Source organism: bacterium (assembly GCA_019695305.1).
In the GTDB taxonomy this organism is placed as follows: Bacteria; UBA10199; UBA10199; order UBA10199; family JAIBAG01; genus JAIBAG01.
Map to the genome: position 1 here is coordinate 1 of JAIBAG010000042.1, position 14,331 is coordinate 14,331.

The 14,331-nt window shown below is 43.3% G+C and carries 12 protein-coding genes; 9 read left to right on the forward strand and 3 right to left on the reverse strand.

The genetic code is table 11. The features are described 5' to 3' along the window. Positions 1 to 247: 247 nt before the first annotated feature. From K1X76_12295 to K1X76_12330, 8 genes are all read left to right on the forward strand, one after another. Complete coding sequence (locus K1X76_12295) at positions 248 to 499, forward strand: type II toxin-antitoxin system ParD family antitoxin (protein ID MBX7149842.1); 252 nt, start codon at positions 248 to 250, stop codon at positions 497 to 499. Between the two features lie 8 nt (positions 500 to 507). Continuing rightward, positions 508 to 804, forward strand: coding sequence for a type II toxin-antitoxin system RelE/ParE family toxin (locus K1X76_12300; GenBank protein MBX7149843.1), 297 nt, complete (start codon positions 508 to 510; stop codon positions 802 to 804). A 23-nt stretch (positions 805 to 827) separates the two neighbouring features. Next, positions 828 to 2,057 (forward strand): class I SAM-dependent methyltransferase, encoded by a 1,230-nt coding sequence (locus K1X76_12305; GenBank protein ID MBX7149844.1) that lies wholly within the window; start codon positions 828 to 830, stop codon positions 2,055 to 2,057. 179 nt (positions 2,058 to 2,236) lie between these two features. Then, positions 2,237 to 3,613 carry an ammonium transporter gene (amt, locus tag K1X76_12310; GenBank protein ID MBX7149845.1) on the forward strand — a complete coding sequence of 459 codons (1,377 nt, stop codon included), beginning with the start codon at positions 2,237 to 2,239 and terminating at the stop codon, positions 3,611 to 3,613. A gap of 70 nt (positions 3,614 to 3,683) precedes the next feature. Continuing rightward, positions 3,684 to 4,022: a P-II family nitrogen regulator gene (locus K1X76_12315; GenBank protein MBX7149846.1), complete on the forward strand. Its 339-nt coding sequence runs from the start codon at positions 3,684 to 3,686 to the stop codon at positions 4,020 to 4,022. A gap of 242 nt (positions 4,023 to 4,264) precedes the next feature. Next, positions 4,265 to 5,710, forward strand: a complete 1,446-nt coding sequence (locus K1X76_12320) for an ammonium transporter (GenBank protein ID MBX7149847.1) — start codon at positions 4,265 to 4,267, stop codon at positions 5,708 to 5,710. 80 nt (positions 5,711 to 5,790) lie between these two features. Next, positions 5,791 to 6,129: a P-II family nitrogen regulator gene (locus K1X76_12325; GenBank protein ID MBX7149848.1), complete on the forward strand. Its 339-nt coding sequence runs from the start codon at positions 5,791 to 5,793 to the stop codon at positions 6,127 to 6,129. Between the two features lie 302 nt (positions 6,130 to 6,431). Further along, positions 6,432 to 6,842, forward strand: a complete 411-nt coding sequence (locus K1X76_12330) for a hypothetical protein (protein MBX7149849.1) — start codon at positions 6,432 to 6,434, stop codon at positions 6,840 to 6,842. 50 nt (positions 6,843 to 6,892) lie between these two features. On the opposite strand, the gene K1X76_12335 is transcribed toward K1X76_12330, so the two are convergent. The 3 genes from K1X76_12335 to K1X76_12345 all read right to left on the reverse strand — a co-directional run bounded on the left by K1X76_12335 (position 6,893) and on the right by K1X76_12345 (position 12,042). Continuing rightward, positions 6,893 to 7,555, reverse strand: a complete 663-nt coding sequence (locus K1X76_12335) for a glutathione S-transferase family protein (protein ID MBX7149850.1) — start codon at positions 7,553 to 7,555, stop codon at positions 6,893 to 6,895. 1 nt (position 7,556) lies between these two features. After that, the gene (locus K1X76_12340; GenBank protein ID MBX7149851.1) at positions 7,557 to 9,104 is read right to left on the reverse strand and encodes an Rne/Rng family ribonuclease; all 1,548 of its coding nucleotides are present in this window, start codon (positions 9,102 to 9,104) and stop codon (positions 7,557 to 7,559) included. Between the two features lie 187 nt (positions 9,105 to 9,291). Continuing rightward, positions 9,292 to 12,042 (reverse strand): TIGR03960 family B12-binding radical SAM protein, encoded by a 2,751-nt coding sequence (locus K1X76_12345; protein MBX7149852.1) that lies wholly within the window; start codon positions 12,040 to 12,042, stop codon positions 9,292 to 9,294. A 203-nt stretch (positions 12,043 to 12,245) separates the two neighbouring features. Here K1X76_12345 and K1X76_12350 point away from each other — a divergent pair, with 203 nt between their 5' ends. Next, on the forward strand, positions 12,246 to 14,084 hold the full coding sequence (locus K1X76_12350; protein MBX7149853.1) for a hypothetical protein: 1,839 nt from the start codon (positions 12,246 to 12,248) through the stop codon (positions 14,082 to 14,084). Positions 14,085 to 14,331: the final 247 nt, after the last annotated feature.

A 14,331-nucleotide genomic window follows, 5' to 3' on the forward strand; every position in this document is an offset into this window, starting at 1 on the left:
ATATTCAGGTTCAGGGAAGTGGTAACAGCTGTAGCTTGAATCAACACGCTTCATCCCAAGGTATGGGTATTGTGGTGATGCTCGTGGTTCTTACTTTAGCTGGCCTGCGTTTAAAGGGGCTAGGGGCTAGAGGCTAGGGGCTGGCAAAAAAGGAATTTTAAGAAAGGCGCCCTCACAAGGGGCGCTTTTTTTATGTGTGTAATAACAAACTTTGACATTCTTTGTTATTGTGGTTAACCTTGGTGTTATGAATATTTCTTTAACTCCCGAATTAGAAAAGTTAGTCCAAAAAAAAGTAGCGAGTGGACTTTATACTTCTGCCAGTGAAGTAATACGTGAAGCCCTTCGTTTATTTGAAGCGGAAAAACGCAGTTATGAACAACGGCTTGATAATTTAAGGCAGGATATAGAAACAGGTATTAAAGATGCCGACAACGGACGTTTGATAGAAGGATCGGAAGTTTTTAAAAAAATTAAAAGTCGTCGCAAGAAAAAGTAGGTATTTTTGTGGCAGCTAAATATTTATTTACTCATCAGGCTGTAAATGATCTTGAAAGTATTTTTGATTATCTATCAGAAAAATCTCCACAATCAGCGGCTCGTTTTTCAGAAAATTTAGAGGCTAAATGCGGTAAATTGACCCTTTCTCCTGCCATGGGAAAAATGAGAAATGAGCTAATCTTAGGCTTGCGTAGTTTGCCTGTTGGTAAATATATTATTTTTTATCGTCAAAAAAATAAAAACATAGAAATTATCAGGCTTTTACATGGAGCACGGGATATTTTGCGTGCGTTTAGCTCTTAAAAGTTTTCGGAATTTAATTCTTTATGAATCCCATTCGTTTTCAGGTAAATAAAAAAGTAGAGGCCTCGTTAAAAGAAGGCCATCCCTGGATTTTCCGTAACCAATGTTCTAGTGCACTCGATGCACTGCCGGTGGGTTCGTTTGTGCGCCTTGTGGGCCCACAAAATAATTTTTTAGCTATTGGTTTATACGAACCGTATGCGGCATCCGCCATTCGTGTGGTAGCGTTTAGCGATGTGGATCTTTCTCCCGATTATTTTGCGCATCAAATCCGCAAAGCCTTTGAGAAACGCAAAACCAGTTTAAAGCAGGCGCATACTAATGCGTATCGTTTGTTGCACGGCGAGGCCGATAATTTTCCGGGGCTTAATGTGGATATTTATAACGGTGTGGCCGTGGTGGTGCCGTATCTTAAAAGTTGGGTGGAACATTTGAAGGATACATGGCCGCTCGTGACAGAAGAGTTGGGAATTAAGGAAATGATCTTTAAAGCGCCCCATGGGGGGGAGATTGTGCGTAGGTGCGTAGGTGCGGATGTGCGTAGGTTGGAAGAGGGTGAAAAGGAGAGCTTACGAACGCACGAAAGCACGAACGTACGATCGTACGACATGGAACCTATCTGGTTTAGTGAACAAGGACACGAGTATCCTTGTTTTCCTGCCACAGGATTAAAGACGGGGTTTTTTCTCGATCTTCGCGCTATTCGTCTTTTTTTACACGAACATATCAAACCCGGCATGCGGGTTTTAAATTTATTTGCGAACGATGGTGTGTTCTCGGCCATTGCGGCTAAAAAAGGTGCGGATGTTTTTTCTGTGGAGCGTCACGCCGATTCCCGTGCACATGCGCGCGTGTTGTTCGACAAATGGAAACTCCCTTTTGATGATGCTCATTGGCTCGTCGGCGATGTATGGGATTTTTTAAAAGAAGAGAAGTCTCAAGAATTTGATTTGATTATTATCGATCCACCCTCACTGGGTTCTAAAAAAGGGCAGGAGAGTGTGATTGAGCGGGCTTGGAAAAAACTCCATGGCCAAGCCGCACGTTTTTTAAAAGCGGATGGCGCGCTGTTATCTATATCCTGCACCGACCGCATCCCGCGCGATAAGCATATTGAATGGACCAAGGCTAGTGTAGGGGCGAACGGCCGTGCGCCCTTACAAATCCGCAACGAATGGAACGAAACCTTCGATCATCCCGCAGCCCCTAACCTCCCCGAACGCCAATATTTTAGAGCGTTTTTTTTCAAATGATAACCTGGCATGAATGCCTATTTTTTAGGCATTGCTTTAAGAAGCATCGTTTTTAATTGGCGCTATTTATTTCGGAACTAAATAAATCAACAACTTAACTCATTTATAAATTGGCATAGGCATTGCTTTGCGCTTGGTATGTTTTTAATTTTTTTAACTCTCAACCTAGGAGAAGCATTATGAAACGCAATATATTTTTATTGTTGGCGTTTTTTGCGCTGATGGTTCCGGGCGTTGTTCAGGCTCAGGAAGTTGGCGATTTAAAAATAGCCCTCGATACAATTTGGACCATGATAGCAGGCTTTTTGGTGTTCTGGATGAACGCCGGGTTTGCCACCGTTGAAGCGGGCATGTGTCAGAGTAAAAACGCTGTGAACATTTTGGCTAAAAACTTTATTGTTTTTGCCATTTCTTCGCTCGCTTTTTACGCCATTGGATGGGGACTCATGTTTGGAAATGGAAACGGATTTGTAGGTCTTGATGGTCTTTGGTTTATTGGTGGTGCCGATAACTCACCAGCAACCGGAGATGCTTATACAGGTGCTTATACGTCTATTGCATGGACGGGTATTCCTCTCTACGCTAAATTCTTTTTTCAATTGGTGTTTGCCGGAACTGCTGCCACAATCGTGTCGGGTTGTGTGGCCGAACGTATTAAGTTTTTGTCCTTCCTTATTTTCAGCTTTATCATTGTAGCTTTACTCTACCCTGTAACCGGTCACTGGATCTGGGGCGGCGGTTGGTTAGCAACAGCTGGATTCTGGGATTTTGCCGGTTCTACCGTGGTTCACTCGGTAGGCGGCTGGGCAGGGCTTGCCGGTATCATTGTATTAGGACCTCGTATTGGAAAATACAAAGATGGCAAAGTAATGCCAAAGCCCGGTCATAACATGGGTCTTGCTACCTTGGGTGCTCTTATCTTGTGGTTAGGCTGGTTTGGTTTCAACCCCGGTTCTACCATGGGTGCAGCTCCTGTTGATATTGCTCACATTGCTCTTACCACCAACATGGCTTGTGTGGCTGCTATTTTAACGGCAACCATTACCGCTTGGGTGGTTTTGGGTAAACCCGATTTATCGATGATCATTAACGGTTGCTTGGCTGGTTTGGTGGCTGTTACGGCACCTTGCGCCTTTATTAGCGTAACCAGCTCCATCATCATTGGTGCTATTGCCGGTGTGTTGGTTGTGTTTGCCGTTCTTTTCTTCGACAAAATTAAAGTTGATGATCCTGTAGGCGCCTTGGCCGTGCACTTATGTAACGGTATCTGGGGAACCATTGCAGTGGGTCTTTTTGCCCAAGATAAGCTAGTAGCAACCGCTACGGGTAACGGCTTATTTTTTGGCGGCGGCGCTACCTTGCTGATTGCCCAGCTTAAGGGTGTTGTTACTGTAGGTTTGTTTACCTTTATTCTGTCTCTTGTTGCCTGGTACCTCATTAAATTGGTTGTTGGTATCCGTGTAACAGAAGAAGAAGAAATTGAAGGTTTGGATATTGGTGAGCACGGCAACGTGGCTTACCCCGATTTCCAATCATCTTCGGCAGGTCACAGATAGTCTATCCTTAATAATTTTTTCCCGCCCGTTTTGTTTTTGCAAGACGGGCGGGAATTAAAAGGGAGAATTTATGAAAAAAATAGAAGCCATTATTAAACCGTTTAAACTGGACGAGGTAAAAGAAGCCTTAACCAGTATGGCGGTAACAGGGATGACAATAACCGAAGTAAAAGGTTTTGGTCGTCAAAAAGGGCATACCGAACTTTACCGCGGTGCCGAATACGTGATTGATTTTTTACCCAAGGTTAAAATTGAACTGGTGGTAAAAGACGGAGACGTAGGCAAAGTTGTTGATGCCATTTCTAAGTCGGCTAAAACCGATAAGATTGGCGATGGGAAAATTTTTGTTTTCCCGGTTGAAACCGCCATCCGTATCCGTACGGGTGAAACGGGCGAAAGCGCCATATAAAATAAGTTATCTCTTCCGAGATAAAATTCTCCTTCGTAGAGGGGCCCCCTGGATGGCGTAAGCTTGAAGGGGGGTTATTTTTTGTAGTGCCTATTTTTTAATCATCATGCACAAAAAATAGGCATTTCTTTTAGGGGCGATCTCAAAAATAATTTAATAATCAATGAGTTACATTAAGTTTAACGTGGCATTCCTCTTGCTAAAGAGGGCGTTAATATTAACCCTTCTTTATGGAGACAATTATGAACCCTCTACGAATTAAGGCAATTTTTTGCCTCATGCTGATGCTGACAGCTTTTGTTGGTATCTCTCAAACGGTTTGGGCCCAAACGTCCGAACCTTCAATCGAACAACGTGTGGCCGATTTAGAGGCCTATATTAATAACGTCGGTCGTGGATCGGATACGGCTGGTGCAACTGTTTCGTCCAAAGTACAGGCCCCAGGCCCTGGTCACAATGGCTGGATGATGACTTCGGCAGCGTTAGTGCTTTTTATGACGCTTCCTGGTTTGGCTTTGTTCTACGGCGGTTTGGTTCGTTCCAAAAATATTTTATCCGTTATGGCGCAATGCTTGGGTATTGCAGGTTTAGTCACCGTCATGTGGTGGGCCTTTGGGTACAGCCTTGTGTTTGATACAGGCGGACCTTACCTGGGTGAGCTTAAGATGGCTTTCTTAAAAGGTGTGGATAGTCTTCCCAACACCAACTATGCCTACTGGGTATCTCAAAATGTTTTTAGCATGTACCAAATGATGTTTGCCATTATCACACCGGCTTTAATTATTGGTGCTATTGCCGAACGTATGAAGTTTTCGGCTATCATGCTGTTTGTGGCTTTATGGATGGTTGTTATTTACTTCCCCTTGGCTCACATGGTGTGGGGTATCAATGGTTTGATGAACGGCGTATGGAATGCTGATGCCGCAATTAAAGCAATCGACTTTGCCGGTGGTACGGTGGTGCACATGTCGTCTGGTTGGTCGGCACTTGTATTGTGTATCATTTTAGGTAAACGCATTGGTTTTGGAAAAGACCATATGCCTCCGCACAGCATGGTATTGTGTATGGTAGGTACCGGTATGTTGTGGGTTGGCTGGTATGGATTTAATGCTGGTTCGGCTGTTGCTGCTGACGGTATTGCTTCTAATGCCTTCATGACAACTACTTTGGCTGCAGCCGTGGCTTCGTTTGTATGGGCTATGCTTGAATATGTGATCCGTAGAAAACCTTCTATTTTAGGTTTTTGCTCGGGTGCTGTTGCTGGCTTGGTAGTGATTACTCCTGCTGCCGGTTTTGTAACCGCTTCTTCAGCTGTTATTATTGGTATTTTGGCTGGTTCTGTTCCCTTCTTTGCCGTGTTCAAATTAAAAGGCTGGTTGGGTTATGACGATGCTCTCGATACCTTTGGTGTTCACGCCATTGGTGGAACTTTGGGTGCTTTTGTGACCGGTATTTTTGCCGACGGTACCATTAACCCCAACTTACTTATTAATTTAAAAGACTACGTGGGTTCTACTCTGTGGGTTGAACAATTAAAGGCCATGGGATTAACCATTGCTATGTCGGTTATAGGCACTGTGATTATTGCCTACATTGTAAAAGCTTTAGTTGGCTTACGTCCTACCGAAGAAGTAGAACGTCAAGGACTAGATCTTTCCGAACATGGCGAAGTAGGGTATATTCAATAAAAAATAGCATTCTCACTTTGTAAGATAAAAATCGTCAGATTTTTTCTTACAAAGGCGAGGATGATAACAAAGGATAATTTATGAAAAAAATAGAAGCCATCATTAAGCCCTTTAAACTGGATGAAGTAAAAGAATCTTTAACCGGTTTAGGCATTAAAGGCATGACAATTACCGAAGTAAAAGGTTTTGGCCGTCAAAAGGGTCATACCGAACTTTACCGCGGTGCCGAATATGTGATCGACTTTTTACCCAAGGTAAAAGTGGAGCTTGTGGTAAAGGACGAAGAAGTAGCCAAAGTAGTAGAGGTTATTTCTAAAACCGCTAAAACCGATAAAATTGGCGACGGGAAAATTTTTGTTTTTCCTGTTGAAGCCGCTATTCGCATTCGTACAGGAGAAACAGGCGATAACGCTCTGTAAAAACTACCTCCTTCAAGTAAAAAAAGAAAGCCCTGGGTTCGTTTTACCCAGGGCTTTTTTATTTATTGCCTAAAAAATAGGCATCTATTTTTTAGGCAGGCCATTGCTATCTTATTAAAATTAATAGATAAAATCATAACGCAACCCGCCACATCTTGATTATCAAGGGCAAGCCTTGTGTGCCTCCTGTTTGTCCATGTAAAATTAGTTATAAATCAAAAGGTTAGTGGCACAACGCGTCACTAGCCGGGGTATCCAGAGCCGTTACACAATGACGGTGCGGGGCCCCAAGGGAGATATGTATGCACAACAAAGAAACACTTTTAAAAGCCGTTTATTACGGTGTAGCGGGTACGGTTGTAATGACCGTTTTCAGCTATTTGGCTCAAATTGTATCTATTCCTACAGCAGATTTCCACGGGATGGTATCCACTGTTCTCAACACCACGGGTGTTGGTGCGTGGATGGCCTTTTTTGGAGTAGGTGTGGTTTTAGCCTATGTGTACAACACAGCCTTTAGACATCGCCTGCCCACGCATTCATGGATGCGAGGTGCCTTTTATGGCCTGGGCGTGTTTTTTGTGATGCAGCTTGTTGTGATGCCCATCTTTGGTATGGGTTTCTTTTCAGGCTCGGTCACCACAACCGTGGGCATGATTGTAGGCATGTGTGTCTACGGTGCCACAGTAGGCTATTTGTACGAACAAAGATAAATAACAACTTAAGTGTTGTTAAAAAAGGGCACCTATGGTGCCCTTTTTTATTACGCTGATACTTTTTTTGTTTTTTTGGCCTGCGCTTCGGCAATTTTGTAAAAGCCTGGATTTGTTTTAATTACACTTTTTACTTTTTCGGCACGGGCAGCCCAAGCCGAAATATTTTTGTGGGCCGATAAATCAATGTTTAATTGAGGCATCATATTCAGCACTGTGTGTACATAGGCGGCATCGGCTAATCCAAAGTTTTCGCCGGCCATATAAGTGGTGCCTTCAATTTGTTTGTTAACCCATGCCAAACTTTTTTGAACGCTTTTAAAAGCGCGTGATACAGCGGCCTCGTTACGTGAGGCCGGTTTTTTATGAAAGTACTCGCTCCACAAAATTTGAATTTCGGGAGAAATAAAACGATCGTGAACTTTTTCTAAAAGTAAACCGTGGGCTCTTAAAAGTCCGTCTTCCGAATGAATAGGCGGATCTGGTTGTAAATAATCTAAATAAGCACAAATAACCGATGCCTCAAATAAAGTGCGACCACCATCTACCAAAACCGGTAATTGGCCAAACGGGTTCATGGCCAGAAAGCTTTCTTTTTTGTGCTCTTCTAAATCGATATCTACTTTAACAGCGTTGTGTTTTATTCCCTTTTTTTCCAGCACAATTTGTACACGGCGCGAAAAGGGACAGTAAGGGTAATAATAAAGGTCCATTTTATCCTCGCGAAACTATTTCAAACTTTTCAATGGGAAACGCTTCTATTGTTTCTATATTGATACGTTTACTAATCTTTTTTTCTAGCGCATCTAATCGTTCGCGTGATTCGTTAAACAGTACTTGAGCCACGCGTGAATTAACTTTTACAGCAATAGATTTACCACTTAAATGCGGGATGGTTCGTTTTAATTCGCGAAACAGTTCAAAGGCTACTGTAAGTGGCGATTTGGTATGCCCCTTGCCTTGGCAGTGGGCACACGATTCCGACAACATTTGTGTGAGTGAATCGCGCGTACGTTTGCGCGTCATTTCTACAAGACCAAGTTCCGAAATTTTAGTGATGGTTGTTTTTACTTTATCCTGACGCAAAGCATCTTTTAATGCATAAAACACTTTTTGTCGGTTGGAGTAGCGCTCCATGTCTATAAAGTCGTTAATAATAATACCGCCAATATTACGCAGGCGTAATTGGTAGGCAATTTCCTGGGCTGCTTCCAAATTGTTTTGCAAAATGGTTTCTTCAAAATCATCACGGCCCACAAAGCGGCCGGTGTTTACGTCAATCGACGTCAACGCTTCGTTTTGATCAATAATTAGATAGCCGCCCGATTTGAGCCACACCTTTTTGCCCAACGCGCGGTTGATTTCGGTTTCTACACCGTACACGTCAAAAATGGGGGTTTCTTTATTGTAAAATTCCACACGACCCACCAGATCGGGCATGAATTTTTCCATGAAGGCGATAATTTCTTTATAATCATCTTCCGAATCCACTACCAAGCGATCCACATCGGCCGACATTAAATCGCGCACCGAGCGCAACACCAAACCTAAATCTTGATACAGTAAAGATGGCGGCTTGGCTTTATCTTGCTTTTTGGCAATTTCATCCCAAATGGCCTGTAAATTTTGCATGTCGGCAATAATGGCCTCTTTAGAAGCTCCCGATGAAATAGTGCGGGAAATAAAACCAGCTTTAGATGGACGGTTTTTAGTTAAAATTTCTTTTAATCTAAAACGTTCTTCGCGCGACCCCACGCGACGCGAGACACCTACGTGATCGACCGTGGGCATGCACACAATATAGCGGCCGGGAAACGAAAGATGGCAAGTGATGCGGGCGCCTTTGGTACGGATAGGATCTTTTTCTACCTGTACCACAATGTGCTGGCCTTCTTTTAATACATCTTCAATTTTAGGAATGGGAGCGCGACGGCGGCGTCCCTTTTGCGGGGGTGGAACCTTGGGGCCTTCTTCGTCGCGGTCTTGCGCCGAAGGTTCGGGCATTTCATCTTCTTCATCCGGATCATCAAATAAATCGGGTACCACATCCGTCACATATAAAAACGCGGCTTTTTCTAACCCAATATCCACAAAGGCGGCCTGCATACCGGGCAGTACGCGGGTAATAATGCCTTTATAAATGTTACCGGCAATTTGCTGATCGTTATCACGCTCAATAAAAAGTTCGGCAACGGCGCCGTCTTCCATCCGGGCAATGCGTGTTTCACCGGGAGTAATGTTCATAATTAATTCGTTCGACATATTTTTGTTATAGAGGGCAACACAAGGTTGATCTGCTAAAAATTTAAAATTGATAAAAAGGGAGGATCGAAAGAATAAAAAAGAATACACGCACCCCTAACAGGTACGGTTCTTAAGAAAATTAAGATGTAAACTTTTTAAGCCTTTTAAAATCGTATTTTTTGTCAAAAGCCGCTTTTTTGCTTTATCAATTGATAGCGGCGGGAGTTGTCTGGCTTAAGTCACGAAGCCCTTCTATGTGTTGACTTCCCGTTTGATGACGTTCAACAACGATTTTTTCGATCCAAACCCGGCTTAATTCCTCCTCGCTTAATCCTAAAAGAGCTCTTAGCACATCACTTGGGCTTAGGCTTCCTTCCAGATTAACGCGAATAAAAAAATCAAATTCTTGTATGCTTTGTATACCTTGCGGAAACGACTTCGTCTCGATACTCACTTCGTTTTTAAGGTTAAACTCTTTAACCGAATCTCGTTTAACGCGTTTCCAAATAAAATCTTGGGCTTCTTTAAAGCTAGTCAGCTTTTCTAACTCTTTTTCTCCCCATGTTACTTGCGTATCAATGTAACGCACCCGGTAGCCCACTCGGGAGGCCGAAGAATACAGAGAAGGAGTTTTACTGTCAATGGTTTCGCAGTGGGTAATAAAGAGCCCTTCGGGGAGCTCACTATTCATCTTTTCCATAAAATCCCCAGGTAAAACAGTATCTTTAAGCTCCACATCAAAAAATTCACAAGTGCTTGAAACTCCCAAAGGCAAGGGATGGCCCGGCATGATACGCATTTGGGGATGAAAACCCTCCGAATATTTAATGGGGATGCGGGCGCGTTTGATGGCGCGCTTGATCACGCCCACCATTTCGAGATGACCCATAAAGCGGGCCGAACCTATTTTGGAGAATTGAGAGCGTAAACGGCAGGGGATCCGGGGTTCGGGATCCGGGAGCCGCAAATCAGTTACGGTTCCCGTTGTGCGCATCCATCCATAAGCCTCGCGGTTTCCTTTTTTAACAACAATTTCTTCCTGGCCCACCACAAAAATTCTGTTTTTAATTTTTCTAAAATCGCACACGCCGCAATCGGAACAACGGGCAATAGAGCAGTCCTCGGTAAAACCCACATCCTGTTCTTTTTTAGTGCCGTCGGCTAGGTGATGATGCTGGCTCATGGTGCCGGTCCAGTCGTGCGTCATGGCGGCATCGTGGGCTTTTTCGTATTCCTGCCACAAAAATTCTTTATCCATTTGGCTAAAAAGATGATCCCAGGGAAGAACCTCGTCTTTTTTACGCGCACGATGCAAGTAAAACGAAATATCGCCGTCCCATTTAGACAGAGCAGCCTGCCATTTTTCAAAGCTAAAATGTTCTTCCCATTCATCAAAACGGCAGCCTTCTTGATAGGCCAGATAAATAGCTTGTGCTACGCGACGATCGCCGCGCGAGAGAAGACCTTCAATATAACTCATTTGCGGGTGATGGGATTTAAAGCGGATTCGCTTAGACGCTAAATTATGTTTTACCAAATCGTAACGGCGTTTGGTTTCTTCAATAGTCATTTGTGGTTCCCACTGAAAGGGTGTGTGTGGTTTGGGAACAAAAGACGAAGAGCTTAAGTTAAGTTCGGCACGTTTGGTATAGCTTAAACAAATTTTGATGGCTTCATTGGTTTCTGCTGCAATGGCTTTATTATCTTCATCGGTTTCAAACGGAAGCCCCACCATGTAGTAGAGTTTTAACAAATCCCAACCTTTAGAAAAAGCCGTGTGCACGGCTTTATACAAATCATCCACCTTGTTGCCTTTGTTAATCACGCGGCGCATGCGTTCGGTGGCGGCTTCGGGGGCTATGGTAAAACCGGTTTTGCGTACTTTTTTAATTTGATCTGCAAGCTCGGGTGTTAATTTTTCGGTACGGGTGGCGGGTACCGAAATAGAAATTTTCTTTTTAGCATAACGGCCGTTGAGTTCCTCCATTAATGGCACAATGCATGCGTAGTCGGCAGCCGAGAGAGACAGGAGTGACATTTCTTCCATGCCGGTATTGTTGAGTGAATCTTCTGCAATTTGCAAAATACGTTCGGGCGAGCGTTGGCGTACAGGACGGTCTATATATCCTGCTTGGCAAAAGCGGCAGGCACGGTTACAGCCACGTTGAATTTCTATCCCAATGCGATCGTGAATGGGTTTTACCGAAGGTACCAGCCACTTGGTGGGGTAGGGTGCGGCATCCATGTTTTGCACCACGCGTTTGTTGATTTTTGTATAGCCCTCTAAGAGCGGCGTCATTTGTTTTAATGTGCCGTCGGTATTGTATTCTGCGTTAAAAAAAGAAGGAATGTACACACCTTCAATTTTGGAGAGAGCGCGTAATTTTTCTTTTCGGTTGGTAACTTTTTCTTTTTTAAAAGCATGCACTGCATGCACTACATCCACAATAATTTCTTCACCGTCACCCAAACACGCTGCATCTAAAAAATCGGCTACGGGTTCGGCGTTCATGGTGCAGCCGCCGCCCGCAATAATGAGCGGTTCATTTGTTCTGTCTTTTTGCCATAAAGGGATATTGGCTAAATCCAAAACACTCAGCATGTTGGTATAAGTGAGTTCGTAAGTGAGTGAAACGCCGATGATGTCAAAGTCGGACAGTGGCCGTTTGGATTCGAGCGAAAAAAGAGGAAGGTTTTCCTTTTTTAATTCGGCTTCCATATCCAGCCCCGGTGCATAGGCGCGTTCAGCCACTACATCGGGCATTGCGTTTAAAATATCGTACAAAATTTTTAGCCCAATGTGGCTGGCACCCACTTCGTATTTATCGGGAAACACTAAGGCCACGCGAACGGCGGCTTTATCAAAATCTTTTTTAATCACGTTAAACTCTCCGCCCAAATACTGGGAAGGTTTTTCAACGCGGGTTAAGAGGCTTTCTAGTTTGGCCAAATCCATCGAGTGGGTTTAACGTAGTTAAAAGACTTTAAGCAATATAAAATGTTACTTATTTTTGTACTTTTTCACGCAACTTATTTGGAAAAACCCCGATAACTAAGGTGATGTTTGGGCATGAAATGGGCAATCTAAGGAATATTTAAGTAATTGATATTATTGATTTTATTAGTCATGGGCATGGCAAATAAAGTCAGGAGACTACTATGGGGAGTTTTACACTGGGCAAAGTGGCGGTAACGCAGCTGGAAGCGGCACGTCTTGAAGCGATAGATCCTACAAATACTTCTAATGCAGAGGCTAGCTCAAGCGGCTTGTTTAGGATGAGTGGTGAATTTCCTAGTGCTACTTATTCGTTAGCAGTTCCAAATGGCTATACGGCCGCACAATTACAAGCGGTAAAAACAAAATTATTAGGCATCAAACAGCGATCGGCGGGTATTGTTGGGGTGGAACATTTACTTGACCAAGCCATCACGCAAATTGGCGCACCTGCTGAACCTCCTGCTACCGATACTGCAAAACAGGCCGCTGATGAAATTAAGGCTAAGGCCAAAAGTTCTATTGGCAGTGCAGAAACGGAAGTAAATAAGCTAGATGCTGTTGATGTTAAAGATCCGTCTAATGCTACTCAGGTGGAAGCGTTAAAAGAAAAAGCCAAAAGCTTGTTTTCAGAGGCCCAGTCAAAATTTGAAGAGGCTAACAGTGCCTATTCTGCCAAAAATTACGATGCTGCCAAAGCGGCTTACGAAAAAGCCCGTACCTTGGCTATTCAGGCTAAATCGAAAGCAAAAGAAACTTTAAGCCTTGCTGAAAGAGAAGCTCCTGCTGCAGACACACCGCCGGTAGAAGAGCTTGCGGGTGAAGTTGCTGAAGAAGTTGCAGGCGACACTGATGTTACTCCTCGGTCAAGTGCGACTATTGATTGGAATGGTATAGGATGGGATGATCCTTCACTAGAAACAGAACCCTTTGAAACAGACACAGATGGAGGTGATACCGATTTGCTTGTTGTAGAATCGGAAGAGGCTGATGATACAGGTCCTGTTTACGATAGCTCCTCTAGGCATTTTCAGTACGGCATTCAAAGAATTGATTTAGATGACAGTGCACGTTATGCCAGAGCGCTTATTTTAAGTACTCTCCACAATGCAAATGTTGTTTGGCATGAAGATGGCGCTCATGTTTGGTTAGAAATGAATGTAACAGAGGAAGATCAAATTGATGCGTATAAAGCAGTTAAAAAACTTGTGGGCAACAGTGTGTTTATTGAACTTGATATGCTGCCAACAGATAATCGTTTTGATCAGTTGAGTATTCAGCAACAAGCGTTACAACAGGGATTTGTTTATTATGTTACGACTAATGCAGGTATTACTCATATTTCGGCAATTTTACCCAAAGAATCGGCTGTGCTGGGCGAGTTAGCTTATCAACTTTATAATTTGCAAGGTTTGAGTCCCGAGGGTGTTCCTGTAACCAATAGTGATTATATTGTTGATGCAAATAACGCTAAAATGGTTGCCATCTTTGGCGAATATTTTGATTCTGATTATACAAATGATGTAACCGGAACTATTAATATATTTGTGCCGGATGGTTTTGGCGGTGGACGTTATATGGAGGCCGATTATGTAATTTCGGATATTACCGATCCTAATGCCTCTATTGCTGTTACTCCCAAAGGATGGTACGTGGACAATACTTACGATGCGCTTTCTGAATTGTTGCGTGTTACTATTGATATGGACCAAGATGGACAATATGACATTTGGCGCGGTGACCGTGATGGAGAAGCTACAACCTATCAGTTAACCTTAGACGGGCACAATGTTCCTGGTGCTTCTTATCTTTTAAAGGGCAATCAATCGCGGTTTGGTATTACGGTTGATGGCTGGATTAACAGCGAGGCCTCTGTTCCCGATACTTATTATCTTGGTGTTCTCAAGGCCGTTTTTGAAGATGTAAAGCTAGCTCATACGGAAACTTATCCCTGGGCTAAAATGCGTTTAGATCAAATAGCGGCACAATATCCCGAAAAATAATTTTCTTAAATCCTTGCCCCCTTAAAAACATGGTTTTTAAGGGGGTTTTTTCTTTTTACCGATAACAACTTGTTCTCACTTTCGCCCGTTTAAGCTCTATTTTCACAAAACATATCAATGATTTTGCCGATAAATATTCTGAGGCTTATTTATGGCAACAATTGCACCTTTTACTGTTTCGGTAAGTACACTTGAGGCGGCTCGTTTAGAAACTGTGGATGAGGGGAATGTGGGAAGTGAGCAGGCA

Excerpts from the sequence above, each read along its gene's own strand:
- K1X76_12335 (MBX7149850.1), bottom strand. The coding sequence starts at position 7,555 with ATGGACCTTTATTATTACCCTTACTGTCCCTTTTCGCGCCGTGTACAA.
- K1X76_12305 (MBX7149844.1), top strand. The coding sequence starts at position 828 with ATGAATCCCATTCGTTTTCAGGTAAATAAAAAAGTAGAGGCCTCGTTA.
- K1X76_12340 (MBX7149851.1), bottom strand. The coding sequence starts at position 9,104 with ATGTCGAACGAATTAATTATGAACATTACTCCCGGTGAAACACGCATT.
- K1X76_12350 (MBX7149853.1), top strand. The coding sequence starts at position 12,246 with ATGGGGAGTTTTACACTGGGCAAAGTGGCGGTAACGCAGCTGGAAGCG.
- K1X76_12295 (MBX7149842.1), top strand. The coding sequence starts at position 248 with ATGAATATTTCTTTAACTCCCGAATTAGAAAAGTTAGTCCAAAAAAAA.
- K1X76_12345 (MBX7149852.1), bottom strand. The coding sequence starts at position 12,042 with ATGGATTTGGCCAAACTAGAAAGCCTCTTAACCCGCGTTGAAAAACCT.
- K1X76_12315 (MBX7149846.1), top strand. The coding sequence starts at position 3,684 with ATGAAAAAAATAGAAGCCATTATTAAACCGTTTAAACTGGACGAGGTA.
- amt (MBX7149845.1), top strand. The coding sequence starts at position 2,237 with ATGAAACGCAATATATTTTTATTGTTGGCGTTTTTTGCGCTGATGGTT.
- K1X76_12325 (MBX7149848.1), top strand. The coding sequence starts at position 5,791 with ATGAAAAAAATAGAAGCCATCATTAAGCCCTTTAAACTGGATGAAGTA.
- K1X76_12320 (MBX7149847.1), top strand. The coding sequence starts at position 4,265 with ATGAACCCTCTACGAATTAAGGCAATTTTTTGCCTCATGCTGATGCTG.
- K1X76_12330 (MBX7149849.1), top strand. The coding sequence starts at position 6,432 with ATGCACAACAAAGAAACACTTTTAAAAGCCGTTTATTACGGTGTAGCG.